The sequence below is a fragment of the Xylanibacter oryzae DSM 17970 genome (genome assembly GCF_000585355.1).
Classification (GTDB): domain Bacteria; phylum Bacteroidota; class Bacteroidia; order Bacteroidales; family Bacteroidaceae; genus Prevotella; species Prevotella oryzae.
In genome coordinates this window covers 1,796,405-1,815,487 of the sequence record NZ_KK073873.1, presented here as the reverse complement: position 1 = coordinate 1,815,487, position 19,083 = coordinate 1,796,405, and the positions used below count along the sequence as shown (strand labels likewise).

Annotated in this window: 19 protein-coding genes; all 19 read left to right on the top strand. The window is 39.2% G+C overall.

Annotated features, from left to right (window positions below; genetic code table 11):
* The first annotated feature begins 603 nt into the window (after positions 1–603).
* Genes flxB through XYLOR_RS07240 form a run of 19 tightly spaced genes read left to right on the top strand, consistent with a single transcriptional unit; the run spans position 604 to position 19,082 of the window.
* A complete protein-coding gene (gene flxB / locus XYLOR_RS07330) occupies positions 604–1,335 on the top strand; it encodes a flexirubin biosynthesis SDR family reductase FlxB (protein WP_036878153.1) in 732 nt (243 codons plus the stop codon).
* Positions 1,336–1,352: 17 nt separating this feature from the next.
* Positions 1,353–2,573: a beta-ketoacyl-[acyl-carrier-protein] synthase family protein gene (locus XYLOR_RS07325; protein WP_036878151.1), complete on the top strand. Its 1,221-nt coding sequence runs from the start codon at positions 1,353–1,355 to the stop codon at positions 2,571–2,573.
* Positions 2,574–2,621: 48 nt separating this feature from the next.
* Entirely contained in the window at positions 2,622–3,716 is a 1,095-nt protein-coding gene (locus tag XYLOR_RS07320; protein WP_036878150.1) for a FlxJ family methyltransferase, read from the top strand.
* A 15-nt stretch (positions 3,717–3,731) separates the two neighbouring features.
* Positions 3,732–3,974: an acyl carrier protein gene (locus XYLOR_RS07315; RefSeq protein ID WP_036878148.1), complete on the top strand. Its 243-nt coding sequence runs from the start codon at positions 3,732–3,734 to the stop codon at positions 3,972–3,974.
* A gap of 10 nt (positions 3,975–3,984) precedes the next feature.
* Positions 3,985–4,881 (top strand): lysophospholipid acyltransferase family protein, encoded by an 897-nt coding sequence (locus XYLOR_RS07310; protein ID WP_245601968.1) that lies wholly within the window; start codon positions 3,985–3,987, stop codon positions 4,879–4,881.
* A gap of 1 nt (position 4,882) precedes the next feature.
* Positions 4,883–5,326 (top strand): hotdog family protein, encoded by a 444-nt coding sequence (locus tag XYLOR_RS07305; RefSeq protein ID WP_036878146.1) that lies wholly within the window; start codon positions 4,883–4,885, stop codon positions 5,324–5,326.
* A gap of 2 nt (positions 5,327–5,328) precedes the next feature.
* Positions 5,329–5,760 (top strand): acyl-CoA thioesterase, encoded by a 432-nt coding sequence (locus tag XYLOR_RS07300; RefSeq protein ID WP_036878144.1) that lies wholly within the window; start codon positions 5,329–5,331, stop codon positions 5,758–5,760.
* Positions 5,757–7,547: a beta-ketoacyl synthase N-terminal-like domain-containing protein gene (locus tag XYLOR_RS07295; RefSeq protein ID WP_051508926.1), complete on the top strand. Its 1,791-nt coding sequence runs from the start codon at positions 5,757–5,759 to the stop codon at positions 7,545–7,547. Before XYLOR_RS07300 ends, XYLOR_RS07295 begins: the two co-directional genes overlap by 4 nt.
* Entirely contained in the window at positions 7,547–7,804 is a 258-nt protein-coding gene (locus XYLOR_RS07290) for a phosphopantetheine-binding protein (protein ID WP_036878143.1), read from the top strand. Before XYLOR_RS07295 ends, XYLOR_RS07290 begins: the two co-directional genes overlap by 1 nt.
* A gap of 8 nt (positions 7,805–7,812) precedes the next feature.
* Positions 7,813–9,012 (top strand): beta-ketoacyl-[acyl-carrier-protein] synthase family protein, encoded by a 1,200-nt coding sequence (locus XYLOR_RS07285; RefSeq protein ID WP_036878142.1) that lies wholly within the window; start codon positions 7,813–7,815, stop codon positions 9,010–9,012.
* 2 nt (positions 9,013–9,014) lie between these two features.
* A complete protein-coding gene (locus tag XYLOR_RS13345) occupies positions 9,015–10,046 on the top strand; it encodes a beta-ketoacyl synthase chain length factor (protein ID WP_051508925.1) in 1,032 nt (343 codons plus the stop codon).
* Complete coding sequence (locus tag XYLOR_RS07275) at positions 10,034–10,387, top strand: EamA family transporter (protein WP_036878140.1); 354 nt, start codon at positions 10,034–10,036, stop codon at positions 10,385–10,387. The genes XYLOR_RS13345 and XYLOR_RS07275 overlap by 13 nt, the downstream gene beginning before the upstream one ends.
* A 10-nt stretch (positions 10,388–10,397) precedes the next feature.
* On the top strand, positions 10,398–11,030 hold the full coding sequence (gene lolA2 / locus XYLOR_RS07270) for a flexirubin biosynthesis/transport protein LolA2 (protein WP_036878139.1): 633 nt from the start codon (positions 10,398–10,400) through the stop codon (positions 11,028–11,030).
* The gene (locus XYLOR_RS07265; protein WP_154655697.1) at positions 11,005–11,445 is read left to right on the top strand and encodes a hypothetical protein; all 441 of its coding nucleotides are present in this window, start codon (positions 11,005–11,007) and stop codon (positions 11,443–11,445) included. Before lolA2 ends, XYLOR_RS07265 begins: the two co-directional genes overlap by 26 nt.
* Complete coding sequence (locus XYLOR_RS07260) at positions 11,445–11,816, top strand: ApeI family dehydratase (protein WP_036878135.1); 372 nt, start codon at positions 11,445–11,447, stop codon at positions 11,814–11,816. Before XYLOR_RS07265 ends, XYLOR_RS07260 begins: the two co-directional genes overlap by 1 nt.
* Positions 11,800–12,564 (top strand): glycosyltransferase family 2 protein, encoded by a 765-nt coding sequence (locus XYLOR_RS07255; protein ID WP_036878133.1) that lies wholly within the window; start codon positions 11,800–11,802, stop codon positions 12,562–12,564. Before XYLOR_RS07260 ends, XYLOR_RS07255 begins: the two co-directional genes overlap by 17 nt.
* Positions 12,564–16,046, top strand: coding sequence for a 1-acyl-sn-glycerol-3-phosphate acyltransferase (locus XYLOR_RS07250; protein ID WP_036878131.1), 3,483 nt, complete (start codon positions 12,564–12,566; stop codon positions 16,044–16,046). Before XYLOR_RS07255 ends, XYLOR_RS07250 begins: the two co-directional genes overlap by 1 nt.
* Before the next feature lie 15 nt (positions 16,047–16,061).
* The gene (locus XYLOR_RS07245) at positions 16,062–17,570 is read left to right on the top strand and encodes a phytoene desaturase family protein (RefSeq protein ID WP_036878129.1); all 1,509 of its coding nucleotides are present in this window, start codon (positions 16,062–16,064) and stop codon (positions 17,568–17,570) included.
* Between the two features lie 3 nt (positions 17,571–17,573).
* A complete protein-coding gene (locus tag XYLOR_RS07240; protein WP_036878127.1) occupies positions 17,574–19,082 on the top strand; it encodes a phytoene desaturase family protein in 1,509 nt (502 codons plus the stop codon).
* Position 19,083: the final 1 nt, after the last annotated feature.

Here is a 19,083-nt window from a genome sequence, read left to right as displayed (position 1 = left end):
AAAAGCATAGTGATTGACTTTATCCGTTGGAGGTTTACGCTTATTGGCAAAAATAAGTGCTATTATGGCATGTATTTAGTACCATCTTATATTGTTTAGTGGCATTATAGTGGTGTTTCGTGGTATTTATGAGCTTACGAAAGCCCTATAAACACAGGGTAAGTGGTATTGTGACATTTTTTTTAATAAAAAAGTTGTTGTAAGAGCATTTTATGTTACATCTTTTATCATAGTCAATAACCATAAAGCGATAAAAACAAAAGCAAAACACATACATTTCATTTCGGATATATGTCTAGAAGCGTTTTTTTGTTCAATATTTCACAAATTACAAATAATATTCGTATTTTTGCATGCATAAATGCAATCTAATGTTGTTAAAGTGGTGGAAGTTGATATTGTCCTAACAGAAAAAGAAATAGAAAGCGTGGTAATAGATAACGAGAATAATTGCTTATCTGGAAATAATAAAAAGACAATTGATGATTGTTGTAGCTTTCTTAAAAGACTTTATTTTAAGAAAATAATATATTCTTCTTCTCTGTCATCTTTGCAATATAATATTAAGAGAGTAATATATCTTAAAGGCAATAATTTTTGAATATGGCAAAGTATGCACTCATAACGGGAGGCTCGCGAGGTATAGGCAGAGCTATAAGTATAGAACTGGCTTGTAAAGGATATATCGTAGTAGTCAACTATGTTGCTAACGAAATGGCAGCAAAGGAGACTATTGATATGATAGAAAATGCCGGAGGACATGGCGAACTGCTACCGTTTGACGTGTCTGACGAAAAGCAAACAGATCTTGCCCTCGAGCAATGGGAAACTGCTCATCCAGAAGATTATATATCTGTACTTGTCAACAATGCAGGTATAAGAAAAGACAATCTTATGATTTTTATGCAGAATGAACAGTGGAAAGATGTGCTCAATACAACTGTCAACGGTTTTTTCTATGTTACCCGTAGACTTTTGAAGAATATGCTTACACATAGAGACGGGCGGATAATAAACATAACGTCCTTATCAGGTATAAAAGGGTTGCCGGGACAGACCAATTATTCATCGGCAAAGGCTGCTTTGATAGGAGCAACAAAAGCTCTTGCACAAGAAGTAGCTCCAAGGAAAGTAACCGTTAATGCTGTAGCTCCAGGATTTATAGCTACTGACATGACTGCCGATTTGGATGAAAAAGAATTGAAAAAGCTAATACCTTCAGGACGCTTCGGACGCCCTGAAGAAGTTGCAGCACTGGTAAGATTCCTTGCTTCAGAAGATGCTGCATATATCACCGGACAGGTAATACAGATTAATGGAGGATTGTATACATAAGACGAGAAAGGTATTAGATGGATAGAAGAGTTGTTATAACAGGAATGGGTATATGGTCGTGTCTTGGTAAAAATCTGGCAGAAGTACGTGACTCATTATATGAAGGACGATCTGGCATAGGAATTGAAAAAGCCAGACTAGAATACGGATATCAGTCTGCATTGACGGGTATCGTAGAAGTACCTAATTTGAAAGGAGTGCTTCATAGACGGTTGCGTGTAGGATTAAGCGAAGAAGCTGAATTCGCCTATATGGCAGCAAAAGAAGCTTTTGGTAATGCAAATATTGATGACGACTTCCTTAAAAGTAATGAAGTTGGTATTATTTTCGGAAACGATTCTTCTGCAAAGCCTGTAATTGAGGCTGCAAAGATAATGGATGAGAAGCATGATTCTGCGTTGTTAGGTTCCGGACTTATATTTCAGTCTATGAATTCAACAGTCAATATGAATCTTAGTACAATATTTCATCTTCGCGGGGTAAACTTTACCGTAAGTGCTGCTTGCGCCAGCGGTTCTCATTCTATAGGTTTGGGATATATGCTTATCAAGAATGGACTTCAGGATATGGTGCTATGCGGTGGAGCTCAAGAAGTGAACTACTATTCTATGGCTACATTTGATGCTCTGTCTGCATTCTCAAAGTCGATGGATGAACCTAAAAAGGCATCAAGACCTTTTGATAAGGACCGTGACGGGCTAATACCTAGTGGTGGAGCAGCAGCATTAGTGCTTGAAGATTATGAGTCGGCCGTGAAGCGTGGGGCTAATATCGTAGCCGAAGTTTGTGGATATGGTTTTTCATCTAATGGTGGTGGAATCTCAGAACCAAGTGATAATGGTTCTGTAATAGCTATGACTCGTGCTCTTAATGATGCCGGACTTTCTGTCGATGACGTCGACTATATCAATGCTCATGCCACATCCACCCAGCAAGGTGATATGTATGAGGCAATAGCCTTAGACAGAATGTTCAGAAGCGAACACGCTTTGATAAGTTCAACCAAGTCGATGACAGGACATGAATGTTGGATGGCGGGAGCAAGTGAAATAGTATATTCGGCATTGATGATGAATAACGACTTCGTTGCTCCTAATATAAACTTTGAGCATCCTGATGAATATTCAGAGCATCTTAATCTTGCATTAGAGACAAAAGAATGTAAGTTGGACAAGATTCTTTCAAATTCATTCGGATTTGGAGGTACAAATAGTGCCTTGGTAATAAAGAAAGTATAAAGTAAGTGATATCAATTGGCAAACAACTAATATATTAAAACGAATAATATGAATTTATCATCTGCATTGAAAAAGGTATATACGAAGGAAACGAACTCTGTGCGTACTGCTCAAAGGCTTGCTGAATTTATAGCTTTTGGTCCTGTTGTCTTCGAAGTATCACGCATCATGGTTAAATTTGGCATACTTGATATATTACGTGATAGTGAACAAGGACTCACTATTGTTGAATTAGCCGAAAAGACTGGCAAGTCTGAATATGCTGTGAAAGTACTTCTTGAAGCCTCACTTACTATAGGTACCGTAATAGTAGACAAAGATACAGATAGGTTCAAATTAGCATATGCCGGTTGGTTTCTCATCACAGATTCTGCTACCAAAATTAATATGGATTTTAATCATGATGTAAACTATAAGGGACTTTTTAATCTTGAGGAAGCACTTAATCAAGGAAAACCTGTAGGATTAAAGCATTTTGGCAATTGGCCTACAATATACGAAGGTTTGTCGTCGCTACCCGAACAGGCAAAAAAGAGCTGGTTCACATTCGATCATTTTTATTCAGACAGTTCTTTTGATGAGGCTTTAGAGATCGTATTCCGCAATAAGACCAATACACTTCTAGATGTAGGTGGCAATACAGGTCGTTGGTCTTTACGCTGCGTATCTTACGACAAGAATGTGAATGTGACCATACTTGATCTACCTCAGCAGATTGATATTATGCAGGAACAGACAAAAGGTAAGGAAGGTGCAGAACGAATAAACGGAATAGGTATAAACCTGTTAGATAATGAATCAGAGTTCCCTACCGACAAGCATTACGATGTAATATGGATGAGTCAGTTTCTAGACTGTTTCGGAGAAGATGAGATAGAAAGTATACTGTCGAGAGCCGAAAAAATAATGGATGATGATACACGACTGTACATCATGGAAACATTGTGGGACAGACAAAAATATGAAACGGCAGCATTCTGCCTCACACAGATCAGTCTATACTTTACAGCTATGGCTAATGGCAATAGCAAAATGTATAACTCAGACGATCTGATAAGAATAGTAAACCGTGTGGGACTGAAGGTGGAAAAGATACATGACAATTTAGGACACGGACATAGTATCTTAGTTTGTAGAAAATAAAAAGTAATAAAAAATATGGAAAGAAAAGAAATAGAAGAAAAAGTAAGAGAGTTTTTGATCGACGACTTGGAAATAGAAGAAGACAAAATTGCCCCTGCAGCCAAGTTGAAAGATGATTTAGGTATAGACAGCCTGGATTTTGTAGACATTGTAGTGATAGTAGAGAAAAAATTCGGATTTAAGATCAAACCGGAAGAAATGGCCGGTATAACAACACTCGAAGAGTTTTGTGACTATATTCAGAGTAAGGTAGGTTAGTTTTGGCAAAGTGGAAGATATCAGACACGACCGGTGGAAAGGCAAGACAGGTGGAACACCATGGATGCAACGTTCGTTGATATGGTTGTTTAGTTGGTTAGATTTGCGTGTGATGTACTCATTGATGGGATTTGCAATCCTGTTTTACATGCTTTTCAACCATAAAGGATACATGTCTATGTACCATTTCTTTCGCAGAAGATTTGGTTATTCTCCGCTTAAGTCGTTTCTTAATGTTTACGCCAATCATTTCAGGTTCGGGCAGGTCATACTAGACCGCTTTGCATCTTATGCAGGAAAGAAATTTGATATGGAAATCGACGGATATGAGCATTTTGCACAACTAGATCAGGCAGATGATGGTTTCGAACAACTTAGTTCACACATAGGTAACTATGAATTGGCTGGATATTCACTGAAGTCAGAACATAAGAATTTTAATGCTCTTGTCTTCTCCGGCGAAACAGAAACGATGATGGAAGGACGTAATAAGATGCTTGGTAAGAACAATATACGTATGATATCCGTGCAAGAAGACATGTCGCACATCTTCACACTTAACAATGCGTTGCGTGATGGCGAAATAGTAAGTATGCCGGCCGACCGTATCTTTGGTTCTACAAAATATGCAGAATGTATGTTTATGGGTGAAATCGCAAGATTCCCATTAGGGCCATTTGCCCTTGCTGTGCAACGCGAAGTTAAAGTCATTGCCGTATTTGTAATGAAAAAAAGTGTAAACAAATATAAGATATACATAAGAAATATCCAAACAGCTCCCGATTCCACTGCTGTTGGTAAGCATAAGATGAAAGAACTAGCGCAGTGTTTTGCTTCAGAGATGGAAAAGATTATACGAAAGTATCCTACACAATGGTTTAATTATTTTGATTTTTGGGAAAAATAGAATGGACAATATAACAAACGTACCTCCAATACTAGAACTTTTACCTCAACGCCTTCCGTTTGTGATAGTTGACAGAATAGTAGATTTCAATGAAACGACTATTACTACCGAACTATTGATTAAAGACAATGAGATTTTCATAGAAGATGATAAACTGTCTGCCACAGGACTTATTGAGAATATAGCTCAGACTTGTGCTACACGTATAGGTTATATTAACTGGCTTAATAATAACGCTATCAACATAGGATATATAGGTGCAGTACATGATCTGAATATATACCGTCGTCCCAAATTAGGCGAAAAGATACAGACTACGATAGAATCAGTTGTCGAGATCATGAATATGACTCTCGTCAAGGCTGTAGTGAAATGTGGAGATGAAACATTAGTAGAGGCTGAAATGAAAATAGCTGTCAGCAATAAACCGAAGAATAATAAGTAATAATGGACAATAAAATATTATCAGCAGAGAAAAACTTTGAGATAAGATTCAGCGAAGTAGATTCGATGAGTTTTGTCTGGCATGGTTCTTATCCTTTATATTTTGAAGATGCCCGCGAATCCTTCGGCGAAAAATATGGATTAGGGTATATGGTGATATTCAATAGTGGCTATTATGCGCCATTGGTTGACTTGTCTTTCCATTATAAGAAACCACTTCGGTATGGGATGAAGCCTATGATACGTATTACATATGTACCTACGGATGCTGCAAAGATAATATTTGATTACGAGATAATAGATACATCAGATGGTAGTGAAGTAGCTACCGGACATTCTGTTCAGGTATTTTTGGATAGTAAATATCAGTTGGTATGGTATAATCCTCCATTTTATGATGAATGGAAGAAAAAATGGAACGTGAATAAGATATGATAGTAAAGATAGCAGATAATATTATATCACCTTTAGGATTCTCAAGCACAGAAAACTATGATTCGGTGAAGTCGGGATATACAGCCTTACGCAAGTATGAAAGTAACTCTCGGCATTCTGATTGTTTTGTGGCTTCATTTATAGATAATAAAGTTCTTGATAGCGCTTGTAACGAAATCAGGCTGGATGTAAAAGATTACACCAAGTTTGAAAAGATGATATTGTTATCATCATCCAAAGCCATTGCAGATAGTGGTATAGATGCATCATCATCCAAAGTAATATTTATATTATCTACTACAAAGGGCAATGTGTCAATGCTTAGCGGTGAATATGCGAATATCCCTGAAGATAGGGAATTGTTGGGTAGAACAGGGCGGTTGCTCTGTGATTATTTTGGCAATGCAAACCCCGCAATTGTGGTATCCAATGCCTGCATCTCAGGAGTCTGCGCTCAGATTACAGCTATGAGATGCCTTAATAGTGGCGATTACGATTATGCAGTCGTAGTAGGTGCCGACTGCCAGTCACCATTTATTATCTCAGGTTTCCAATCATTCAAGGCCCTTTCTGACGAACTGTGTAAACCGTTTGATAAAGAAAGGAATGGATTGAATCTTGGTGAGGCTGCCGGGACGATAATATATGCGAGCAGAAAGAATGTTTCTGCCGGTGAATGGATACTCAGAGATGGCAGTATAAGGAATGATGCCAATCACATATCCGGTCCGTCACGTACAGGTGAGGGCAGTTATAGAGCATTGCTCAGGGTTATGAGAAATGAGGACTCATGCAATATCGCATGTCTAAATGTTCATGGTACAGCAACTGCATATAACGATGAGATGGAATCAATAGCCATAGAGCGTTCGGGAATGATAGACGTCCCAGTAAATGCCCTTAAAGGTTATTATGGTCATACGATGGGAGCAGCCGGTATAGTAGAATCTATATTGTCAATGCATTCTATAGAAGACAAAACGATATTGGCTACCAAAGGTTTTGAGACATTAGGTGTATCACATCATGTTTTGGTATCAGGTGAAAAACGGCATACGGATAAAAATTCGTTTATCAAACTGCTTTCCGGATTCGGTGGATGCAATGCTGCTTTATTATTCAGCAAGAATGTAGACAGCACAGTAGATTCATCCGGAATATATCCAAATAATATTGGACGAATAAAGAACTGGATTAGCATTACTCCCACTAAGGTATGTCTTAATGACATTGATCATAAATGTGATAAAGAAGGAAAACGTCTAATCACAGAATTATATAGAAAGAATATAGGCAACTATCCCAAGTTCTTTAAGATGGATATGTTGTGCAAACTCGGTTTTGTAGCATCCGAGATGTTATTACAGGCAGAAGGGAACGATAGATTTGTGCCATGTGAAGACAGGGCCGTTATTTTGTTCAACAAATATTCGTCACTTAATGCAGATAAGAATTATCAGTCAACAATACAAGATACAGAAAATTATTATCCAAGTCCGTCCTTCTTTGTATATACCTTGCCTAATATTGTTACAGGTGAGATTTCAATACGTAACAAATACTATGGTGAGACATCCTTTAATGTACTGGAAAACTTTAACGCGAAACAGATAGCAGAGAATATCTCAAATGCTTTTCAAGATGATATCACACAATCTGTCATAGGCGGATGGGTAGATTGTAAGGACGATGAACATTTTGAAGTGCTCATGTTTATAGCTGATAAAGAGGGGCACAACCTTTATGAAGATATATCGGACATAAGAAATAAAAATAAAATCATATAATGGAAAATCTGAAAATAGAATTAAAAAACAAAATTATAGAAGTTCTTAATCTAGAGGATATGACTCCTGAAGATATAGATGATAACGCTCCTCTCTTTGGTGATGGCTTAGGACTTGATTCAATAGATGCCTTGGAACTTATTGTTCTGATGGAGAAAAACTATGGCATCAAGTTGAGGGATGCAGCAGAAGGAAAAAAGATATTCCAGTCGATAGAAGTTATGGCAGACTATATATCAAAGAACAGAACTAAATAAAACGGTAAATGATGGGTAAACCAATATACATAACAGGTACAGGTATAGTTTCGGCCATAGGTAATGATAAGCAGCATACTCTGCAGTCGTTGCTGAGGTCTGAGTCAGGCATCGCACCCATCAGATATCTTAATACCGAACATAATGAATTCCCTGTTGGAGAAGTTAAACTGAGCAACAGTGAAATGCGTGCTATTCTTGGTATAGATGAACAGAAACCATTAACCAGAACATCCTTATTAGGTGCAATAGCAATAAAGCAGGCAATAAAAGAGGCTATACTTGATGATAGGCAGTTGAATAGTGCCGGATTGATTTCTGGTACTACAGTAGGAGGAATGGATACAACAGAACTCTATTATCATGATATAATATCTGATAACAGTAAAAACTCATATATTAATATACATGACTGTGGGGCAACAACCGAACTCTCTGCCGATATGGTAGGCCGTTTTGCATTTGTCACTACATTATCCACAGCTTGTTCTTCTGCAGCCAACGCAATTATTGCAGCCGCCGATATGATAAGAAGCGGAGAGGCAGATATTGTAATAGCTGGTGGTGCTGAGTGCCTTACGAAGTACCATCTCAACGGATTCAATACATTGATGATATTGGATAAAGAACCTTGTAGGCCTTTTGATGCTAACAGAGCCGGACTAAATCTAGGTGAAGGTGCTGCTTATGTTGTGTTAGAGAGTATAGAATCTGTCAATAGGCGTAGCATTACACCACTAGCTGTATTAAAAGGTTACGCCAATGCTTGCGATGCATTCCATCAGACCGCATCATCTGCCTGTGGAGATGGCGCTTATCTGGCAATGAAGAATGCCTTGTCTGACGGTGAAACACGAGTGTCTGACATAGATTATATAAACGCTCATGGTACAGGTACACCAAATAATGATGAGAGTGAGACTGCCGCTATGAAGAGACTGTTTGGCGATAATATGCCAGACGTTTCATCTACGAAGAGTTTGACAGGTCACACAACAAGTGCTTCAGGAGCGATAGAAACCGTAATATGTGTATTAGCCATAAACAATAACTTTACGCCTGTTAATGTTAATTGGAAAAATAGAATGGAGAATGGTATCATTCCGGTACAAGATATAAGATCCAAAAAGCCGATAAAGAATGTGTTATGCAATTCATTCGCATTTGGTGGCAATGATTCTTCTCTCCTTATTTCAAAATATAATTAAGTATGAAGGAAGTATATATAGTTTCGGCCGAGCAGATATCTATTCAGCAACCTCTAGTTGATGATTGGATGTCCACACCTGTATCTTATGGTACTTCATATATACGAAGCTTAGATCCAAGTTTTAAAGGTTTCATTACACCTATAGAGGGCCGTAGAATGGGCAAAATACTCAAGCGGGCAATGGCAACATCCATCACGGCACTTAAGCATGCAGACATAGAGAAGCCCGACGCCATCATAACAGGAACGGGTTTAGGGTGTATAGAAAATACTGAAAAATTTCTAGGTAGTATGTGTAATGATGGTGAGAATCTTCTTACACCAACCAGTTTTATGCAGTCTACTCACAATACCATCAGTTCGCTTATTGCCATACATACTCATAATAATGGTTATAATGCAACATATTCGCATAGGGGTATATCTTTTGAAAGCGCACTATATGATGCATGGACTCAAATGCAGTTGGATAAGATAACGTCTGCATTAGTAGGAGCTCATGATGAGGTTACACCGACTGTGTATTCATTAGCAGAAAAGATAGGCGTTAATGGAAAAATATGTGGTGAAGCCTCCGTGTCTATGATACTAAGTACTTCAGATCGATGTCGCCAATCAGCTACGTGTCGTCTAGCTGGAATAAAAATAATGTACAAACCTTCTCACCAACAGATAAGTGATGCCTTGAAAAAGGTACTTTCTGATGCAGGTAAACGTATGACAGATATAGATGCTGTTGTTCTCGGGGTGAACGGTAATGCTGATAATGATATTCATTATCATAATAATAGAGATATCTTCGAAAATATACCGTTAATACAATACAAGCATTTGTTTGGCGACTGTTTTTCTGCGTCTGCTTTAGGTGTTTATGTCGCAGCCACTTGCATTAATAAAGAGGTTATACCGGAGCATTTATTTATAAATAATAGAGACAAAAAATATATCAGACCTAAGTCGATTATCATATTCAACCAGTCTGACGGGAAGAATTATTCAATCATCTTATTAGAATCATTATGTGGAGAATAATACCTTTATCAATAATACAGAGCATTCTGCTTTCGGGTGGACAAGTTCTTCTCAAGTTTGCCTTGGCAAAGATGGGACACTTCGGATGGAACTGGAACTTCTTTATACGTTTGCTTACCAACTGGGAGTTCTTAGGCTGTGGAATACTTTACGGGGGAGCGTCCTTATTATGGATGTATATCCTTAAGCACTTCCCATTCAGTATGGCATATCCTATGATAAGTTTAAGTTATGTATTTGGAATGTTTGCAGCCATATTCTTCTTTCATGAGCATATATCTGTCTATAGATGGTGCGGAGTGGGATTCATAATGTTAGGTTGTTGTTTAATAGTAAAATAATAAAAGTAATATGAGGTTTAAATTATTAATATTATCATTGTTGACAGTAATGTCATGTAGTGCTCAAGGTCGTCAGGTACAAGGCGTAGCCAGAGATAACATGATAAATGCGATAGGTCGTACGGCCAGTTCAATAAGATCACTAGAATGTGATTTTACGCAGACCAAACATTTGCAGATGCTTAATGACAACATGGTATCCAGAGGACAGATGTATTACAAGCAGGGCGGCAAATTGAGATGGGAATATCTATCACCATACAATTATATCTTTGTTATGAATGGTAATAAGGTGATGCTTAAATCCAATAAGCGTAAGGATATTATTGATGTAAGGTCTAGCAAACTGTTTAACGAGATAGCTGGTATAATGATGAACAGTATTACCGGTCAGTGTCTTTCTGATTATCATAATTTTGCAGTCATAATGTATGATAATGGAGATGAATGGACAGCCGTACTGTTTCCAAGAAAGAAAGATATACGACAGATGTTCCAAAAGATTGTACTTACATTCAGTCAACGAAGAGCTATGGTTACAGATGTCCAGATGATAGAGAAAAGTGGTGATACCACATATATAAAATTGAAGAATGTAAAATCAAATACACCGGTAAATGAGAAAGTTTTTGACGTTGATTAGTCTACTGTTCATGCTGTCTGCTGCAGTCCATGCCCAAAGCGCTATATCGTTTGGCACAGACGGTCGTGCTCAGTATTCTTTACTGATACAGTACAAGAAGGCTGGCATTACCGGAGTCTGTATGATGAAGAAAGACAGCTCTAATATTGTAGGCAGCATCGTAAATGAGTTTGGTGTTAAAGCCTTTGATTTCAGATACGACACAGAAAAAGACCATATCAAGCTCATCAACGTTATAAGTTTTTTGAATAAGTGGTATATAAAGAAAACGATAAAAGCTGATTGGCGATACCTCTTTTCATATCCCAATAAACATTCAAAGTCGAGAGCTATCTATTTTAGCAAAGACGGCGAGATAACACTTGATAATATTAAACGAGGAATAAAATATTCATTTAAAAAAATTGAAGAGTAATGAAATTATTAGGCGACTTCTTTCATATTATAGATGTACCTGTAGATGGCACTTGCTCTTGGCGTATTAAACTTAATGCTGACCATATTATCTACAAGTCACATTTCCCGGATAATCCGATTACTCCGGGTGTCTGTATGATACAGATAATTACAGAACTGATGGAAAGTAAGACCTTACTAAGATTGGAACTTAAGAAAGTACGCAATGTAAAGTTCCTCTCTGTACTTTCACCTGTAAACAATGATGAAGTGACCGTTCTGGTTAAGAAAATAACTGTTGATGGAAATGAATATAAAGTACAGGCAGTAGTTTATGATGACTCTGTTCAATTCGCTAAAATATCTGTAGTCTATGAAGCCATACGATGATATAATAAAGAATATGCGTGAAGAGAAAATCTGTGTCATAGTACCTACATATAATAATGCCGGTACTATAATAGAGATCCTTGAACGTATTCTTTTGTATTCATCAGATGTTATTGTCATTGATGACGGAAGCACCGACAATACAGAAACTCTTTTGAAGTCGGCTATGCTGCCCATAATGCTCATTAGTCATCAGTACAATCAAGGTAAGGGTATTGCATTGAGAGACGGTCTCATAGAAGCCAAGGAATATGGCTATCGTTATGCTATAACCATAGACTCAGATGGACAGCATTATCCTGAAGATATACCATTATTTCTTGATGCCATAACTAAAAATCCTGATACACTTATTGTCGGCAACAGAAATCTAAAAAATGAGAATCTCTCAAGCGGCAGTTCATTTGCAAACAAGTTCTCTAATTTCTGGTTCATGATACAAACAGGATTGAACTTGCCGGATACACAGACAGGTTATAGACTGTATCCCTTGAGTATGATGAGAGGGCTAAATTATATTACATCACGATATGAAGCCGAACTTGAGTTACTGGTCTTTTCGGCCTGGCATGGCATCAAGCTCCAACCACTTGATATAAGAGTATATTACCCACCTTCAGGAGAGCGCGTTTCGCATTTCCGGCCGGTCACAGATTTTGTCAGAATCAGTATATTGAATATCGTGTTATGTTTTCTTGCCGTAGTTTACGGTTTACCAATGAGAATAATTAGGAGGTTAATAGGTTAATGATAAGGTTATTTTTGTCTATATACAGTTATTTTGCTAAGCATAGAAGACTCTTGATAGTACTATTTATCGTCAGTCTCCTTGCATCATCATTTTTGGCCCTAAACCTGCATTATGAAGAGAATATCGCAGATTTTCTTCCACAAAATAAGCAGGTAGAGAAGTATGAGTCTGTCTATAATAACCTTGGCAGTCAGAATAAGATAGTCGTGATATTCTCGAAGGACCGCAATACAGACGTAAATGGAATGACTCGGGCCATGGATGCCTTCGGTACATTGTGGCATAAAGTGGATAAGCAGCATGTGGTAAAAGATATGCAGGTCAGTATTGATGACTCTCAGATCATCGGCGTTTCAGATTTTATCGGTGATAATTACCCTTATTTCATGACCGAAGAAGACTATTCAAGGATAGACTCTCTATTGAAAGACCATACCTACATATCCCGACAACTGGATTCGGACAAGCGTCTACTTATGCTTCCTACAGCAGGAATATTGACACGCAACCTGTCTAAAGATCCGTTGCATCTCTTTACACCTATATACTCACGACTTCAAACTTTAAAAGTAAGTGACAATTATCAGGTTAACGGTGGTTATATTCTGAATAAGACAGGTGATAAAGGTTTCGTATTCTTCTCATCGCCTTATGGCATCAGTGAGTCAAAGATGAACCAGACTATCGCAGATAAGTTGGATGATGTAATCAGTCGACTGAAAGTCTCTTATCCTGAGATACATGTATCTGCTGTTGGGGCGCCACTGATAGCTGTAACAAACGCCTCGCAGATAAAGAAAGACAGCATCCTTTCCATCACATTAGCCGTAGTACTGATATTTGCAGTACTTATATATTCATTCAGGCGTATAGACGATCTGTTGTGGATCGGAGCATCACTACTATTCGGTTGGATGTTCGCCATGGGAGGCATTGCAATATTCAGAGACAGAATATCCATAATAGTGATAGGGATAAGTTCGGTAATCATAGGTATTGCCGTCAACTATCCGTTGCATTTTCTAGACCATATCAAGCACGAAAATAATCGGAAGACGGCACTTCGAGAGATGGTACCTCCATTGCTCATCGGCAACATAACCACCGTAGGTGCATTCTTATGTCTAGTATTCCTCGATGCAGATGCCATGCGTGATTTAGGCCTGTTCGGTTCACTGGTACTAATAGGTACGATACTCTTCGTATTGATATTCTTACCTGTACTCGTATCACCGCGTAAGCCCACTACCAACCATTTTGAGTTTAATATAGATAAGCTTCATTTCAAAAACAAGCTAAGCAGAAAGTGGATATTCTTGATATTCGCAGTCTTAACCATCATATTTGCCTATTTCAGTCTAGACACATCTTTCGACTCGGATATGCAGCACATCAACTATATGACAGATCAGCAACGTGATGACATCAAAACCTTGCAGTCTAGTATAGCCGATCACGACTCACTTACCACGATGTATGCTGTAGCCGAAGGTAGCAATATCAATGAGGCTCTCAAAAACAACGAGTTGATGATAAATAAGATGCATTCAGACTTATCCAAAGTCAAATATAAGGTAAGCGGTATAAATAACTTTTTGCCGTCAGCGTCATTGCAGAGACAAAGAATAGAGAAGTGGAACAAGTTCTGGAAATCTCATCAGGATGTAATGCGAGTGTTTGATGAGGAGTATACCAAAAAGGGATTTTCTGATAATGCGTTCGATAACTATAAGAATAACTTTAAAAAGCAGTATCAGGTGCATGATGCGTCTTACTTCAATCCACTTACCCTTGTAGTAGGCAGTAATTTCGTTCAACAGTGTGATGGTGCCACCCGTATTGTCAATTATGTTAAAGTACCAAAGCATCATGCCGGTCAGTTACGTACCGTCGTTAATACCGGTCATACTTTCGTGTTTGATACAAGTGATATAAGCAGTCAACTGGTCACAATACTATCCAATAATTTCAATTATATCGGTTTTGTATGCGGGTTCATTGTCTTCTTCTTCCTGTGGATATCCTTCGGCAGATTCGAACTCAGTTTATTGTCTTTCCTGCCCTTGGCTGTTGGTTGGTTGTGGATACTCGGGATAATGGACCTAAGCGGTCTGCAATTCAATATCGTAAACATCATATTGGCAACATTCATATTCGGTCAGGGTGATGACTACACCATATTCATAACCGAGGGACTCATGTACGAGTATGCCTATGGTAAGAAGACACTTGCATCATACAAGAATAGCGTAGCCTTGTCGGCCGTCATTATGTTTATCGGTATGGGAACCCTCATTTTGTCTAAGCATCCAGCCATGCGCTCCTTGGCCGAAGTTTCCGTAGTAGGAATGATCACCGTTGTAGCTATGGCCTATTACCTTCCACCTATGGTATTCAGATGGCTTACCATGTCAGAAGGCAAGAAACGCGATGTACCTATCACGATCAAGAGATTGGCATATTCGTTGTTCTCACTTCTTTTCTTTATCTTTGGCACCTTCGTGTTTATGCTGCCGTTCACCTTCTTTTACTTCCTGATAGGGAAAAAAACCGATAAGAAGGTCTTAAGGTATCATCGATTCCTTCAGAGCATATCCAAGTTTATCATATACAGAGTGCCCGGTGTGCATTTCTCTTATAACAACAGTGTAGAAGAGCATTTTGACAATCCTGCTGTGATTATAAGCAACCATCAGTCGCATCTTGACCTGATGTGTATAATGATGCTTACACCAAAACTTGTCATACTTACCAAAGATTGGGTATGGGAAAATCCCTTCTATGGCAAAATCATACAGCATGCCGAGTTCTATCCGGTTTCAGACGGAATAGAACAGAACGAAGAGCGCCTTCGTTCACTTGCATCAAGAGGATATTCAATAGTGGTATTCCCCGAAGGTACACGTTCGGCCGATTGTAAAATACAAAGATTTCATCAGGGAGCATTCTATCTGGCGCAGAAGTTTCACCTTGATATCATACCAATATACCTGCATGGAGTGGGGCATGTTCTGCCCAAGAAGGACTTCATGTTGCGCGAGGGTAGCATCCATATGGAGATAGGACAGCGTATAAATCTACAACCGCAGACTAATGCCCCTGTAGATATCCTTCGTATCACCCGTGATATACATCGTATGTATGTAAATCACTACGACAGTTTATGTGAAAGAATTGAAAACTACAAATATTTTCTGCCTTATGTGCGTTATAAGTATATGTACAAAGGCCATGATGTAGAAAGAAACTGCAAGTCGGTTTTAAGCAGAATCTTCCGAACAGATACTATCGAGTATCATGTTATGGATAATGGCGATGTCGTAATAGACAACTGCGGTCAGGGCGAAACAGCTCTGTTGTATGCACTAGCCCATAATGATGAGGAAGTATATGCTTACTTGGGCGATGAAGACCATTATAAGTTGGCATCCCACTGTAGTTGTATACCATCCAATCTACACTTTAGAATGCATGAGTAATAATACGATAATGTAATGAGCAAACGAATAGTAATCATAGGCAGTGGATTAGGAGGATTAACTTGTGGAGTTATTCTTGCTAAGAACGGCTATGATGTTACTGTTCTTGAGCAAGCCCGACAGATAGGAGGCTGTCTGCAGTGCTTCTATCGCAATAAGGTGAAGTTTGAGACAGGCATGCATTTTATAGGCAGTGCCGACCCCGGACAGACACTCTATCGTATGCTGAGGTATCTTGATATTGACAAAGATATACAACTGGGCAGGTTGGATACTTCTGGATATGATATTATTTCGCTTGCAGGCGAGAGGTTCAGATTTGCCAATGGCAGAGAAGCCTTTATACAGCAGATGACCTCTTATTTCCCTAAAGAGCACGACAATATCGTAAAGTATTTCGACCTGATACAGAAAGTGTCCGGCGCTTCATCATTGCATACGCTTGACTATGCTGAGACTGATATGGTAATAAATACCGAGTATCAGCGTCGTAGTATTAATGAAGTGCTTGACAGTCTTTTCTCTGACCCCTTGATCAAGAAGGTACTTGTGGGCAATCTCCCCTTGTATGCCGCCGAGAAGGATAAAACCCCTTTCGCGCAACACGCCTTTATAATGGATTTTTACAACCAGAGTGCTTTCCGTGTAGTCGGAGGCAGTGATATAATAGCCAAATCTTTGGCCGCCAATATCCGGAGATACGGTGGGCAAGTGCAGGTAAACCGTAAAGTTACGAGTATTCTGTGTGATGACGTCAAAGCTACAGGTGTAGAGGTAGAATGTGATGAGTTTATCCCGGCAGATATTGTCATATCAGATGTACATCCCGCACGCACGCTTGAGATGCTTGATACTAAAATCATCCGTTCGGCATATCGCGAACGTATCAAGGCTATCCCCAATACAGTCTCCACATTCTCATTGTTCCTACATTTTAAGGAAGGCGCAATGCCATATATGAATTCTAACTTCTATGGATATAGCGGAGACAGTCCTTGGGGATGCGAAAATTATGATCTTAGCAGTTGGCCGAAAGGTTATCTTTATATGCATTTCTGCCATAAGGCCAACCCTCAATATGCGGAGAGCGGCATCATTCTGTCGTATATGAAGATGGCAGACACCGATAAGTGGATAGGCACAAAAGTAGGTCGGCGTGGTGAAGACTATGAATTGTTCAAGAAGATAAAAGCTGAACGCCTTTTGGATGCCGTAGAGAAAGATTTCCCGGGTATAAGGGATTGCATCTCAAGTTACAAAACTGCGTCGCCCCTCACATACCTTGACTATACAGGCACGCAAGAGGGTTCGATGTATGGCGTAGTCAAAGACATAAACCAAGGTCCGGCTTACCGTGTATCGCACAAGACCAAGGTTCCCAACCTTCTGCTTACAGGTCAGAATGTAAACTCGCATGGCATGCTCGGTGTACTGGTAGGCACAGTAGTGACGTGTTCAGAGATACTTACCGCAGAACGTGTATACAAACAGATAATACAATCAGGTATAGATGCATTGATATAACATATGAACAATAATATAATTATCATAGGCGGTGGTTTGGGTGCACTCTTCACGGGAGCTTTTCTTGCGAAGAACGGCTTTCGTGTCACCATCATGGAGAAAAACCATATTATTGGTGGCGGATTGCAATGCTTTAAACGGCGTGGCGAACTATTTGAGACAGGCATGCATGTACTGGGAGGTTTTCAACGAGGAGGTTCGCTCAACAAGATATGCACCTACCTTGGTATAATGGATAAGTTGTCTATAAGAGAACTTGACGGTGATGCTATCGATTCTATACGCTATCTGTCAGATAATGTAACATATTATATACCTAAGGGGCGTGAGCGGTTTGTCGAATATTTTGCAGACTTGTTTCCGCATGAGCGTGATAACATCAGACTGTATGTAGACCAACTTTATAGTCTGGCAAACGAGGTAGACTTGTTTTATCTGCGTAAGTCATCCGATTCTATCTTCTCTCACAGTGACAATTTCATGTGCCCTGCCGATCAACTGATATCGCATTATATCAAAGATCCCAAACTACAGGATGTACTTGCATATATGAATCCTATGTATGGCGGTGTGGCCCATCATACCCCCGCATACATCCATGCACTCATCAATGTACTGTATATCGACGGTGCAAGCCGGTTCAATGGCGGCAGTCAGCAACTGGCAGATGCCCTGTCTCAGATCATCATTGACGGAGGCGGACAAATCCTCGTCGACCATCAAGTAGCACACATACAAGTCTTTGACAAAAATATCCAATATATAGAGACAACCCAAGGCGAAAAATTCACCGCCGATACATATATCAGCGACATACACCCATGCACCCTTACAGGCCTTATGAGTGCCGGAGCATTTCCCCGTTCATATATAAGTCGCCTTACCGATATTCCCAATACATATTCAGCTTTTACGGTATATATAATATTCAAAGATGGAACTTTCCCATACATTAACCACACATGTTATTATCAGGAAGACTACGGTATGGTGTGGAAACACGATGAGTATGACGCCGACCGTTGGCCCAGAGGATTCATGTATATCACCCCGTCTACGATAGACCAAGGTCCATATGCAAACAAGATGATAGTCAACAGCATAATGGATTTCAGTGTCGTACTACCTTGGGCAGATACCCTTACAGGTCATAGAGGCAAAGAATATGAAGAGTGGAAAGAGGCACACAAAAATATGGTTATTGACCGCCTTGAGACATTGCATCCCGGCATTAAGGATATGATAGAATATTCTTTTGCGTCGTCCCCACTCACCATACGCGACTACTATGGAGTGAAAAACGGTTCACTGTATGGATTTCGTAAAGACAGTTCAAACATCTTGCTGTCTCAGGTACCGATATATACCAAAGTGAAAAACCTGTTGCTCACAGGTCAGAATATCAATCTGCACGGTATATGCGGAGTACCCCTCACAGCTGTTCAGACAGCCGAGGCTCTGATAGGGCAGGGCGTTTTGTTGGATAAGATAAATTCAGCTTATGTGGAATAAT